Genomic DNA, 14048 nt, shown 5'->3' with positions numbered 1-14048 from the left:
GTGGCTATATAGATTTATAGAGGTCAGTAGTTAGTTACATATAATTTGTTTGTGACTAACTTTTTCTTTTTCGACCATTTTAGTTATTAGATTATTAAATATTGTTGCTTTGCTTTGTGAACGGTTAATTCTAAAACAAAACTCATTAAAATATCTGTTTATATTGAAATCACTTACCCAAGAATACGTTGTTCTTATCCACGATTTTACTTGATGAATCATAGTGTGAAGTGCTTTAAAATTCATACCACCATTACTTTCAATCTGTGTAATATTATAAACTTTTGCAATTGGTCTGTAGCCTCTCCATTTATCGGTTATTACTTTAGCTTCTCTGCTAATATGATTCACAAAAATATATTGAAGCGAACTTGCTGAAAAATCTTCGATTCTCATAGCATACATTCTTTTTACTTTTCCATCATCAGTTAACTCAACAGCAGTAATGGCTTTCTTTTTCTTTGCGTTATAACTTCTGCCAACTTTATCTTTTTCGCGTCCACCAAGTACAAATTCATCAACGTGAACAATACCTGTCATGGGATTATTCCTACTACTTTCCATAGCTTCTCTAATTTTAAGCATAAATAAACGAGCTGTCTTTTCAGTAACACTAAAGCGAACTGAAACGTAGCTTGCCGAAAGACTTTTGGTACTTGTACTCATTTCAAAAACAATAAAAAATGCCTTTCTAACTCCAAATTTCACTTTGTGAAAAAGTGTGTTTGATGTTGCTGATTCTTGATGAGAACAAATATTGCAGGTGCGTGAGAAGTCTTTCCTTATCTGAGCTTTATTGTGGCTACATTTTACACATTGAAAACCATCTTTCCATTTAATATCAGCTAGATATTTCTTGCAATCTAGGTCTGTTTTAAACCGGTCAGCAAACTATAGGAGGTTTTGTCCTTTAAAAATATTCATTTTATAACTATGTTTAATGACTTCTAAGATATGAATTTAAATACTGACCTCTATAGATTTAAATTTACATCGTATAATTTACTATACAACGCTATTGAAGACTAGATTCTTTGGTATAATAACGAAAGACTACATTCTAGTTTAGGATCTCTCTCTCCTCTAGAAATGGAAATAAAATTGAGAGGATTTATTAAAAAAGTAGCTTAATAAAATAGTCACAAATTTACTAGGTAGTCCAGCTTTCCTTGCGCTAATTTTTTGTGAAGCGCTAACCTGCAATCAAATCTTGATAATCTGCTTCAAAATCAGAATGGAGATACTCTCTTGTTCCGTAGCTTGCTGTCGTTGGCTCTCAGCATTATGAAAACGATGTGAGGTACAAACCGCAATGCTTTTTGGTAGTTATCCGACTTCCAATTGAGGGACCAAATACCTTGATGTTTTGTTACTGCTACTTTATTGTTATTCCTAGAGCCAATTATCTCTATAGTTTCACACATTTCAGTTGACCAACCCCAAATAGTAGCACTTGATTCTTATTGCAATACCATATTATCCGATAGAGTAGAAGGCAACCTAATTTTTGCAAAACTGCTATTTAAACTTAAAAGCAACAGTAATAAAATACAAATACGCTTTATTTTATAAATTTTAAATATTCTCATTTTTTATTCAAAAAAGTCTAATTCAGCAATGGCTGCTCGCTTTTCACCACCAGCAATGGTTTTAGATTCTATGCGTATAAAGCGTGCACTTAGAACTTCTTTAAAATAGTGTGTTCTTGGTGTTGGATCGTTTATGAGGTTTCCAAACTCAAAAATCTCAAAAACCTCCCAAGCTTCCCCGTCATTACTAACTTTAATGAATCCTTGTTCTATCATTCCTTTTGAAGTTACTACTGGAGGTGTATAGGTAAAAGCTTTAAGCGCTCGAACAGCTCCTAAGTCTATTTCTACGTAATGGGGACCGTTTTTTTCTTTAGATATCCAAAAAGTACTTGGATCTTCATCTATTGCCAAGTTAGTTTCATGGTTTGAAGCCCAGCTATCTTCTTTTATCACTTTCCAATACTGTTTAAGAATTCCTAAATTTCTGGATACAATACTTCCTTTTTGGTCCTTTAAAAAAGCAACTGATTTAATTTCACCAGACGCTTTAGTAAAAGGGGTTATAAATAGAGGTGAGTTTTTTGTAGGTTCACTACCGTCTGTAGTGTAATGAATTTCTATTTCTGAAGTGATTTTTTTTGAACTGTTTTCACTATCTAGTTTCCACCCAAACTCGTGTTTTTTAGGCTTAATAGATATTTGCCCTTCCAAAGTTCTTGTTATACTTAATTCTGGTGGATGTATTTTATAATAATGGGCCGAAATAATAGAAATAGCCGGATTTAAACGTGACTCTAAAAAACGAATTCTAAATTTATTTGAGGTCGTTTCTGGAAAACGTAAAATACGCTTATAACCAATATTAGTTGCAACAACTATTTCTTTCCATTCATTATTCAACCATGCATCTACAGCATGTTTCTCTACGCGTTCTCCGTAAACAGAAACAGCTTCTTGAATAACTAATCTATTAATGGTTACAGGTTTTTTAGTAGTAATGCTGATTTGCTTTTTCTCATCATACAATACCTCAAAAGTAGCAGTATTTGCATCTAATATGTATTTCGGACCTGTTGCCCTAGCAAATAAATTTGTTCCGTAGGTTTCCTTAATACGCAGACCAACTTCTTTTAAAATATTTACATCTACAGATGAAAATTCACCTTCTCTATTTGGAGGAATATTTAATAAAAAGGTCGAATTGCCACCAACCGAGCGCTCATATATATCAAAAACATCATCTATGCTTCGTGATTTTTGAGAAGTATCATCTCTATAAAACCAGCCTTCTCTAATAGACGTATTGGTTTCCGCTTGCTGATAATGTAAATAACTAGCTTCATATAGTTTCTCTCTACTTCCTATATTTTCTCCTGTCATGTCTGGAAAACTGGTCATTTCTTCAGGATTTCCAACATAAGGCACAACATTACTTTCTGTAGATCTAGTAGCGCCAGATTCATTACCACACCATCGAATATCCTGCTTTCCAAAAACGACTGCTTCTGGAGCCAGAGTTGAAATTAATTCTTTCCAAGCTTTATAATTATAAGTTTGACCGCCTTTTCTTTTCGGATGCGCTCCATCAAACCAAACTTCATGAATTGGACCATATTCTGTTAACAATTCAAATAATTGGTTTAAAAAATATTCGTTATAATCATCAACATTAAAGCTGAATTTTGTTTTATTTTTAAATGGGCGCCCAACAACAGGTCTGGGAATTACACGATCTGAGTATTCACTTAAATTGCCATAAATTCCATCTTTATTTTCAATTTGATACAAATCTGCAGGCGATAAGTAAATGCCCAATTTCAATCCATACTTTTTACAAGATGCCGAAAGCTCTTTCAATACATCTCCATTGCCATTTTGAAAATCGGTAGACATAATACCATGTTTAGTATAACGACTTTGCCAAAGCACAAACCCATCATGGTGTTTGGCCGTAATAATAACCATTTTCATTTGAGCCTCTTTCATTGCTTTACACCATTGATCCGTGTCTAAATTTTTAAGATTAAACACTTTCGGATCTTCCATACCATTGCCCCATTCCATGCGAGTAAATGTATTTGGACCAAAGTGGACAAATGCTATAAACTCATTTTTTAAAGCCATATATTGATTTGTCGTTGGAACAATATGAGCGGCTTTATTAATAATTGACACTTTTGCATCGCTATCTAATATTTCGTATGAGTTTTTAAATTCCAAAACTGTTCCATCACCTTCTTGTGACCAAGAATTAAATGTTATAAAAAATAAGATCAAACAAGTTGAATGTAATTTTAGCATAGTATTCCTTTTTTTAATGTTTATTAAAATATAATACAGTAAATGATCCTTTTAACCAAATAAATTAAAAAGCCAAGCTTTGACATCTACAAAACCTTTCGATACTTTTCGATAAGCATATCAAAAGGGCATTAAGCTGCGTTCAAATCTTTTATTCCTGGGCAGCTAGAAGTTTGCTTATGATCTTCTTTTTATGACGTTTGAGATGAGTTCAATTAAAAATATATATATAAAAACAAGTTATAATCAATTTTTATAATACCCCAGCTACTAATCAGTCCCGTTAAGGACTCTTTTGAATGTTTTAGAATTTTTCTTTGAAATGTCAGTCTATCTAACTTCTGCATAAGCTGCAATTCTTTGGAAGTGGATATGCAAACCAAAAGGACAGTATTAGTTAAGCAGCATTTTTATAATTAATTTTCAAGTTATGAAATTCTTTAATTGTCATGTAATTGAGCGTTGAGCGCCTCCTTTTTTTATTGTACCAAAGTTCAATATATTCAAACACCTCCCTTTCCATTTCCTTTCTGACTATCAGGGTGTTTCCATATATATAAGTTCAGATTTCAAGGATTTAAAGAAGCTTTCAACTACTGCATTATCCCAACAATTACCTTTTCTACTCATACTTCGTGTAACGTTGCAAGAAGCAAGAGTGTTAGAGAATTTGTTATTAGCGCACTATACGCCACGAGCGGAACTAGTTCGTTGGTTCTTTTACGATTTTTAAGTGCATACGTCATACAAGCAAAGTTGTATCATCAATAGTCATACTTGTGCTTAAACTCCAACCCATTATTTTTCTATCATATAAATCCATTATGGTTGTTAGGTATAGAAACCCTTCTTTTATAGCAATATAAGTTATACCTGAAACCCAAACTTTAGATGGTTCAATCTGTTTAAACTGCCAATTTAACACGTTGTCTATAAGGAGGTAATTATGTCTAGAGTCTGTAGTGACTCTAAATTTCTTACTCGACCTACTGCGTGACCCCATTTTTTTCATGTATTTAGCCACGGTAATCTGCGATATTTTATAACCTCTTTTTTGTAGTTCCATCGCAATCCTGAGACTACCATAACGCTGCTTAAACTTCAGTTATTAGCATTTTAATCTGTTTTTTCCATAAAAACTTACTATTAGCAGAAGACCGTTTCCTCTTATCATAATTCTTTCATTTTTAGTTACTCATCAACTTTTTGTGTTGACCCTTATTAGGGTTTAATTCCTACTGCTGTTAACTCCGCTAAGGTAAGATTCTGGTTACCAGTATTCTGAAGCCTTATGTAACGACCTGCTACATTAGAATCTATTTGTGTAGGCCTCCCTGCTTTCCCATCTGTATAAAAAGCTTTAACACCAGGCTGTGCTAATGATTCTGCTACACTAGTTCCTGTGAAAGGCACTTCGGAAATAAACACATAAAAATTTATTGTACGATCATCACAACAATCGGTTCTATTCCATATTTTTACATCATTAATTCTTGGGGAAATAGCTCCCAAATCTACCTGCCAATATTGTTCAGCTCCTCCACCAGATTCACATACAGACCCATCACCCCACTCACCACTAGTATTGCCATCATTTCCTCTTTGAGGACTCCTCCAATCTTCTTGAGATTTGAAATATGACTTCTTGCCAGTAGACAAATCACCTATGTTTGGTGTTGGCGCCCTAAAAATATAATACTTAGTAGCCATGACAGGATTTAGAATAATATCACTTACTGAAATTGATTCTACTTTTATTGGTAATAAATAATCTGTATCCAGCCCAAGCATACCGGCTTTAATTACCAGATCTGATTGTTGAGAAGCCACGCTGTCCTTAGGTATAGTTAAGCTAGTTGCTTCCAATAAATAGCTACCCTCGGGCATTATTGAAAAGTTAGTGTTATGTGCGATGTTGTACGCCGTAACCAGACTATTATCTAAGGCAATTGTTACATCCACATTTTTAATAACAGGCGTCGTGACAGCTACTGCCACAGGAAATTTATAGGCCTCGGAAGCAAACGACAGTAAGACTTTACTTTCTGTAACTTCCTTACCCGATGGGACTATAAAAATACCGCTATTACTCTCGTTATTTATATCGTCATTTTCATTGCACCCCATCAATAGGCCGATCATAGCAACGGTACAAAGGAGATATTTAAGGTAAATTATGTTTTTCATGTTTTTCATTGTTTTATTAATAAATTCATAGTACGTGCCTTTTCCAAGCTTACCACAATGGATTTTGAATTAATTTAGTACTCTTTTGTATCTCTACTAATGGAATTGGATATAAATACATTCTTTTGTCCCAAACTCTATTCTCATAAGTAGTGCGTTCGAAAAATTCTGATTCAGGCAAACCATTCATGTTCATTCCATAAAAAGGACCTCCTTGATTTCCTTCTGGTTGATCAGCAATCATCCATCTTCTAACATCAAAATAGCGTTGGCCTTCTGTAGCCAATTCAACTCGCATTTCTTTTCTTATTGCTAATCGTTGCGCTTGCTGATTCCCTTGTATTTCTGACTTAATAACAGAAAGCTTTGGTATTCCTGCACGCTCTCTTACTTTGTCTACGTATTCCAATATTTTAGAGTCGCTTGGATTAACCTCATTTAAAGCTTCAGCATATAATAAGTAAAACTCGGCAAGTCTAAATACTATAGAAGGCCTGTACTTGCTTCTTGGGAAACTACCTTCATTTCGAATTGTTTTATCTAATCGTTTGTATAATAGATAACCAGACCAAGGATAATTTTCAGATGAATTGTCATTTCCGCTTCCTTTATTAAATTTAATTAAATTGTTACCATAATGCCATTTACGTCCATGGAACATTACTGTTTGATAAAATCGAGGTTCTCTATTGATCCACATTTTATAAGTTCCTACACTTGTTTGTCCACTTTGATCATCTCCATCTACAGAGAATCCATTTTCGGTATAGGTTGGTGATTCGTTGATTGGCAAGCCATCTAACATGAAAAAGTCATCCACCAACTCCTGAGTCACTGCAATAGAAGCAAATCCTGATCGTTCCGATCTTGGCGTTAATCTTCTATCCGTACCGTCATAGCTTAAAGATCCCCAATCACTATTTGGGTTAGCCCAAATAATCTCGTCATTATACTGGTTAAATAATTCGTATAAAGATGCATGTGGATCGAAAACTCCTGAATTTCTATAAAGTTCATAATTTCCATTTTCTGCAAAGTCTATCAGTTCTTTTGTTGCATTTAAGGCTTTTTGCCATTTCGTATTGTCAAATGCAGGAAAAATCTTTTTACCATCTTCAGGATTCTCTATAGCTAAAGCTTCAACATATCCTCCATTGAGAAGTGGACTAGCTGCATACATCCACAATTTGGCTTTTACTGCTAGTGCAACCCCTTTTGTTGGAAGAGCCAAAAATGCATCGCTTGTTTCTTTATCATTAAGTTCACCGGCAACTTCAATGAGTTCAGCGTCTATAAAACTGATGACCTCATCAACCGAATTTCTAGAAAAATCTAAATCTGCAGAACTTGGATCGACGGCGGTTGCCATTATAGGAATTGGACCATATAATTCGAACAACAAATAATGGTAATAGGCTCTTAAAAATCTGGCTTGTGCTTTCAATTTAGAAAGTTGGTCCTCGTCAATATAATCTGCTGAACCACTTTGCGGGATAACTTTGGCATTTTCTAAAAATAAATTAGCCTGTCTAATTAGTGGATATAAAAGATTCCATCTATGAAAAGGTGCATTCCCCGCATTAAATCCGTTAGATGTAAGGTTTCTTAGGGGACCTTGAGCCATTTTAAGCTCATCGGTTGCTCCTGCCCAAGGATTATCTAAACCATTTATTTGATAATCTGTTCCAAAAATCATATTGGAACTATTGGTGATTCCTGTAAAAATGTTTCGATGAAACTGCCTAACACTTGCAGGGCGACTGAACACCTGTTCCATGGTTACTTCTTCTACCAATTCATCTGAAACATCTAAATAGTCGTTAGTGCAACTTGTAGTTATAGCCACTAACAAGCATAAAACGACTACATGTATTTTATTATATAATTTCATAAGTATAATTTTTAAAGTGTTAGTTCAAGACCTAAAGTTATTGTTCTAGGTATAGGGTAATTCATACCAGCATTTTCGTTTCCTATTTCAGGATCCCACATTTTGATCTTATCCCATACGTGAAGATTGTTTCCCATGATGTATAGTCTTCCTGTAGTTAATCCTAAAATGCTTAATAATTTTTTGTCAAAATTATAACCTATTTCAACATTTTTTAGACGTAAATAACTAGCGTCTCTTAACCACCATGTACTACCAACATTATTATGATAATAAGTTCCAGATCTTTGGCGTGGATACAATACATTTTGAGATGGGTTGGCTACCGTCCATCTATTTAATCCTTCTTTTCTTACAGAGCTTTCTTCTACACCAAAATTAAAAGGAAAGAAGCCTTCTGGATTTGATCCTCCAAGAACAGTAGATACATTACCTGAACCTTGGAAAAAACCATTTAAATAAAAATTCTTGTACTCAACATTAAAACCAAACCCGTAAACTATTTCTGGAATGGTAGGTTTTGCAGCGTTTCTAGTTTGATCAAATTGATCAATTTTGCCATCTCCGTTCAAATCTTTGTATTTAATATCACCTGGCAAATTATTTGCACTTAGTGAAGACGTAGCCAGACCAGCTTTTAAAGTATAAGTTTTTACTCCATTTCCTTCGGATACATCAAAATCGTCTTCAGTATAAAGTCCTTCTGCTACGTATATATTAGGAGTGTTCAAACTGGTTCCTGTAATGTTCATCCACGGATAAGGCTGGTTAACCTCATCGTATTCAATTATTTTGTTTTTAGCATAAGTAAAGGTTCCTCTCATACTTACAGAAAAATCTCCAAATTGTTGATTTGCATTCAAGGTGAGGTCAACCCCTTTATTATTAACTTTTCCAAAGTTTTGCCATGGCGCTTGATTAAAACCTGCGGTTGACGAAACCGTATTTCTTTGTAATAAGATACTATATCTTGAGTTGTCAAAATAGTCTGCTTGCAAGGTCACTTTGTTATTAAAAAGACCCAAATCAATTCCTATGTTTCGTTTGTCTTCAATTTCCCAACTCAAATTAGGAGCTGCAAACCTGCCTTCAACATAACCACCCATACCATTTAAGCTACCACTTCCTCCAATACCGATTGGATACCCTGAAGCGCCAACAAAAGTTCCTCTATATAAGAATCTATCACCTCCAGTATTGTCATTTCCTGTTCTCCCGATAGAAGCTCTGATTTTTAGCTCATTAACGAGGTGTTTTGCGCCGTTAAAGAAGTTCTCATTACTTACAACCCATGCAACGCCCAATGCAGGGAAAAATCCAAAGCGATTGCCTTTAGAGAAAGCTTCACTTCCTGTAATACCAAAATTTGCTTCAATAGAATATCTACGGTCAAACATATAAGTAGCTCTACCTATATAGGCTTGTTTCCTAAAGGCTAGGGCTTCGTAACTATACTGAGTTTCCTTTTGATAGAAAAGCAACATCCCTCCCACATTATGCTTGTTGTTAAATGTTTTTGCATAATTCATAGAAGTTTCGAGATATATTCTTTTGTTCCCGCTATTAGATTCAGAAGGTTCTCCAAAAGATGCCTCATTAATGGTTTGACTATAAATCAAATTTCCATTTACGTCTCTTTGATTTGCAATGAACTGCGGCGGTGTCTTTATTCTTGTAGAAACATATTGTGATTCCGAATCATAACTTACAACCCCTTTTATCATTAATCCGTCAGTAATTTCATCAAGCTGTTGCTCTATAGCAATTTTTGATTGTATGCTGCTTCTCCATTCTTTAGCATATCCCGATTCCATAAGTAAATTATATGGATTGGAACGGTTTCCACTAGGTGTTGGATGAGAAGCAAAAGTTCCATCCGAAAAGATCATTGGATATAAGTTCGGCGGTGCTAAAGTCATATTTCTAAACAGTGCGCTAGTACCAACTCCGGGATAATTCGTTTCTAAATACTGACCGCTTAAGTCGACTCGTAATAAAGTAGTTTTCGTAACATCAAAGTCAACATTTGATCGCAAGTTATACCTTTTTAACCCAATATTAGTTTCATAATTTGCATTAGGATTCGATTTGAAAATACCATTTTCTCCAAAATATGCTCCAGAAATAAAGAAACGGGCTTTTTCTCCTCCTCCTCTAAAATTCAAGGTATGTCTTTGACTATTAGTTGTGTTTTTTAATAAGTCGAGCCATTGTACATCTGGGTATAAATCAGGGTCTATATTTGATTGCGTTCTTGCTATTAATTCTTCAGAAAATTTTGGTTGCTGACCTTCATTACTCAGACCTTCATTATAGAGCTTCATGAAATCAACGGCACCTAAGAACTCTGGTAAACGGGTGGGTTGCAGCGAACTATACTCTGCTCGGTAGCTAATTAGTGTCTTTTGTTCTTTACCTCGTTTAGATGTAATCAATACGACACCATTAGCGCCTTCAGCTCCATATATAGCCGTAGACGCTGCATCTTTTAATATCGAAAAAGTCTCAATTTCATCCGGTTCTATATCGTTCATGCTTCTAGGTATTCCATCAACTAAAACCAATGGTGTTGTCCCTCCTTTAAAGGAACTAATACCTCTAATCCAAAACTCAGAATTATCATATCCAGGTTCACCCGAACGTTGAACCGCAATAATTCCAGATACTCGACCAGCTAAACTATTACTTAAACTCCTGGTCGGCAACTTAATATCGTCTCCTTTTATAGTGCTTATTGCACTCACTACACTTTCCTTCTTTTGCTTTCCGAATCCAACAATAACGATCTCATCCAAAACACCTGCATCTTCGAGCATCGCAATATTAAAAACTTGAGTATCTCCTACAGCAATCTCCTGGGTTATAAATCCCAAATAAGAAATTACCAGAATCGATTGTTTAGACTTTACGTTAATCGAAAAATTTCCATCAAAGTCCGTTTGAGTTCCGTTTTTAGTCCCTTTTTCTAAAATTGATGCACTAGGTAAAAGATTTCCCATTTCATCAGTAACAGTGCCAATAAGTTTTATTTTTTGTTTTTTTAAGTTCTCATTGATGGGTCTTGACTCCCTTTCTTCAATTACAATTGTATTATTTTTAGATAATTTGAACTTCACATTACTTCCAAAAAAACTCTGTTCCAAAAGTTTTGATAACTTAATTATTCCTTTTCTTAATTTTACTTTGGGCGAATCTTCAACTAAATTTTCGGGATATAAAAATCGATAATCAGTTTGGTTCTTAATAATTTTAAAAACTTCATGAATTGAAATTTCTTTATCTCTATCAATCGTAATCTTTTTTTGAGAAAAACTATTTCCTGTAGTAAAGCCAAAAACTGTTGAACATAGTAAAAAGGTGAAAATTCGCATAATTTGGGTTAGAAACCGTTTTCTGATAGGAGAACGGCCATGAATGAATTTAATTTCCATAAATTTGCCTTGTGTTAGTTATATTTAATTAATACTCAATTGAAGGGACGAAGTTTATTGCACCTCGAAATGTTTTACTTCGTTCCCTTTTTATTTTAATGTTATCGTTTTGTTCTTTATTTCATAGCTTTCAATGATTTTAAATTTTTTAATTGTTTTTAGAATTTCTTCTATATCTTGCCCTTTGGCAAGCACACCAAAAAATTTAACGGTTTCTAAAGATGTATCTTCAAAAACTACATCCATGTCATACCACCTAGATAGCACTTTCATGATGTCTTTTAATGGTTTTCTCTCAAAACAGAATACGCCATCTTTCCAGGAAGTTTCATTATAAGCGTCCACATGAGTAATTTTGAAAGCGCTCGTGCTTGGATTAAAACTTGATTGTTGATTGGGAGTTAAATTTTGCTGAGTATTTTCAAATTTAACGGCAACGCTACCCTCCACTAAAGTGGTGTAAATAGCATTTTCATCTCGATACGCTTTTACATTGAATTCAGTACCCAACACTTCTATTTCTTGGGATTTATTAATCACTCTAAATTTAAAACCCTTGTTTTCTGAACTTGGTGTTACATCAAAATAGGCTTCACCATATACTAATTCTACTTCTCTAATTTGCCCTTCTATAAAAGTAACTGGATATTTTAATTGCGACTCTGAATTCAACCATACCTGAGTTCCATCCGAAAGTTTTATAAAAAATTGACCTCCTCTCGGGATTGTTAAATAATTATAAACAAGTTCCTTTGAATTTTGTTTTCCTGCAACATATATAATTTCTTCGCCATTACTATTTGCATTTTGAATTTGTACTTCTTTTCCTTTTTCTAAAGTAACTTGAGAACCGTCCTCTAAAGTTACTATCGCTTTATCTGTGCCTGATGAAATAGTGCTTGTATTTACTATTACTGAGGTGTCAATAATTGACTCTTTAAACACAACATCATTCAAAAAATAAGCTGTAGTTAAAATAATAATAACTGTTGCCGCATACTTATACCAAGATGTATTAAAAAGTCTAAAAACTGGTTTACTTATTTTATTTTGAATATTACCCTCAATTAATTTCCATGCCTTATCTTCATTTATTTTTGAATAGGATTCAATTCTATCAACCAATTCTTCTATCTTAATTTCTTTTGAAATTGGATATTCCTTTTTTAATTTCTTTAACTGTAATTTTTCAGCATCGGTTAAGACTTTTAATTTTTGTTTGATTAATAATTTTGATATATCAGAAATATCTGTCATTCTACTTGATGTATTTATATATAGAACAAGTTAATTTTAATATAGTACTAGTAAAAGTTGCTTTTTTTTAACATATTCATAAATAAATGAATAAAAACTGACGAAAATGTTATTTATTTTAATTGCGAGTGCACTAAAAAAAGTAATTAAGTATACTGATTATCAGGTGTTAAAAAATTAACACTGATATCTCAAGTATTTAAAAAATATTTGACTTGTTTATAATATTTAGGCTAATAAAAAATAAATAATGGCTTCTAATTCTCTTAGTTGGTCTCTTAAAATTCTATATGCTTGGGATTTTAAGGTTTTAACAGTTTGAAGTTTTATATTTAGATCTTCTGCAATCTGACTATTTTTAAGACCTTTAAGACTTAACTTAATTATTTCTTTTTTCCTATTTGGCAGCACTTCAATAGCCTTGTATAATTGACTGACCGTTTCTTCTTCAAGTATTTCTTTTAGAAATAAATTATTATCTTCTAAAGAACGTATTGTGTTTTCTGCATACTTATGTTTTACTTTGTTGTGCTTAAGTACATTATAACACTTATTACGCACCACTTTATACAAATAGATCCTTAAAGAAGTTTCGTCTGGAAATGTATTTTCCTTCTCCCAAAGATGGATAAAAACATCTTGTACCAAATCTTCTGCCTCGCCAATTGTCGTCAAAAAACGATTCGCAAAAGACACGAGTTTTGTGTAATATGTATCAAATATTTTTTTTAAATCTTTTTCAGTGATCAATAGAAACTATTTAATTAGATTATATAATTTACAAATGAAATTATAGGACTTATTTTATTTTTTAAACATCAACATTACGTAAAATAAACTAAACATTGACTTAAAAGTCAAATAACTAATTAGCCGTTATTTAATATTTATTTATGATTTTCTGAATTGAATACTTAATTGCATTTAAAGTTCTGCTCTTTTTAATAAAAATTTATTCCGCAATGTAAATATATAAAGTAGGTTTAGATCACGATTAGTAATGCTTAGAATTTCATCAAAAAAATGACACAAAAATTTAGAAGTTTTAGATGAGATTAAAAAAATATAACACCTGTAAAACAGTAAGTTATGATTTATATACTAATGATTGAAGATATCTATATTGTTAAAACACCAATCAAAATAAACATTTAGGCACAAAGTTTGTTACGAACAATATAAATTAAATAATTATCAAAAAAACAGTCAGCTTATTAGAAGAATTATTCTGAATCATTCTCTTTAATTTATTAAACTCATTCTTTAAAATTATAATATTGGACAACCTAGTAAATTTGTGACTATTTCTTTAAGCTACATTTTTAATAATTCCTCTTAATTTTGTTTCCATTTTTAGCGGTGAGAGATATCCTAAACTAGAATATAATCTAGTCTTCAATAGCGTTGTATAGTAAATTATACGATGTGAATTTAAACTGATATAACCAT

8 protein-coding genes and 2 pseudogenes are annotated in these 14048 nt (G+C 33.0%); 1 reads left to right on the top strand and 9 read right to left on the bottom strand.

Annotation, left to right across the window (positions count from 1 at the left end; translation table 11 throughout):
* Positions 1-30 precede the first annotated feature (30 nt).
* A pseudogene (locus tag ES045_RS16035) lies at positions 31-924 on the bottom strand (IS1595 family transposase).
* 48 nt (positions 925-972) lie between these two features.
* On the opposite strand from ES045_RS16035, the pseudogene ES045_RS16030 reads away from it, so the two are divergent.
* Positions 973-1131 (top strand): annotated as a pseudogene (locus ES045_RS16030) (IS3 family transposase); the annotation flags it as partial.
* 461 nt (positions 1132-1592) lie between these two features.
* Here the strand turns inward: ES045_RS16030 and ES045_RS16025 are convergent.
* The 8 genes from ES045_RS16025 to ES045_RS15985 all read right to left on the bottom strand — a co-directional run bounded on the left by ES045_RS16025 (position 1593) and on the right by ES045_RS15985 (position 13349).
* Complete coding sequence (locus tag ES045_RS16025) at positions 1593-3833, bottom strand: alpha-L-fucosidase (RefSeq protein WP_147117288.1); 2241 nt, start codon at positions 3831-3833, stop codon at positions 1593-1595.
* Positions 3834-4230: 397 nt separating this feature from the next.
* Positions 4231-4389, bottom strand: coding sequence for an IS3 family transposase (locus ES045_RS16880; protein WP_410524651.1), 159 nt, complete (start codon positions 4387-4389; stop codon positions 4231-4233).
* Positions 4390-4575: 186 nt separating this feature from the next.
* Positions 4576-4938, bottom strand: coding sequence for an IS3 family transposase (locus ES045_RS16010; RefSeq protein WP_223267282.1), 363 nt, complete (start codon positions 4936-4938; stop codon positions 4576-4578).
* A 116-nt stretch (positions 4939-5054) separates the two neighbouring features.
* On the bottom strand, positions 5055-6029 hold the full coding sequence (locus tag ES045_RS16005; RefSeq protein ID WP_147117285.1) for a BT_3987 domain-containing protein: 975 nt from the start codon (positions 6027-6029) through the stop codon (positions 5055-5057).
* Between the two features lie 40 nt (positions 6030-6069).
* Complete coding sequence (locus ES045_RS16000) at positions 6070-7911, bottom strand: RagB/SusD family nutrient uptake outer membrane protein (RefSeq protein ID WP_147117284.1); 1842 nt, start codon at positions 7909-7911, stop codon at positions 6070-6072.
* An 11-nt stretch (positions 7912-7922) separates the two neighbouring features.
* Positions 7923-11342 carry a SusC/RagA family TonB-linked outer membrane protein gene (locus tag ES045_RS15995; RefSeq protein WP_223267279.1) on the bottom strand — a complete coding sequence of 1140 codons (3420 nt, stop codon included), beginning with the start codon at positions 11340-11342 and terminating at the stop codon, positions 7923-7925.
* A 90-nt stretch (positions 11343-11432) separates the two neighbouring features.
* On the bottom strand, positions 11433-12599 hold the full coding sequence (locus tag ES045_RS15990; protein ID WP_147117283.1) for a FecR family protein: 1167 nt from the start codon (positions 12597-12599) through the stop codon (positions 11433-11435).
* 228 nt (positions 12600-12827) lie between these two features.
* Positions 12828-13349, bottom strand: a complete 522-nt coding sequence (locus tag ES045_RS15985; RefSeq protein WP_147117282.1) for an RNA polymerase sigma-70 factor — start codon at positions 13347-13349, stop codon at positions 12828-12830.
* Positions 13350-14048: the final 699 nt, after the last annotated feature.

The sequence above is a fragment of the Polaribacter sp. IC073 genome, from assembly GCF_007997075.1.
GTDB lineage: Bacteria > Bacteroidota > Bacteroidia > Flavobacteriales > Flavobacteriaceae > Polaribacter.
This window is presented reverse-complemented; position numbering and strand designations above follow the sequence as displayed.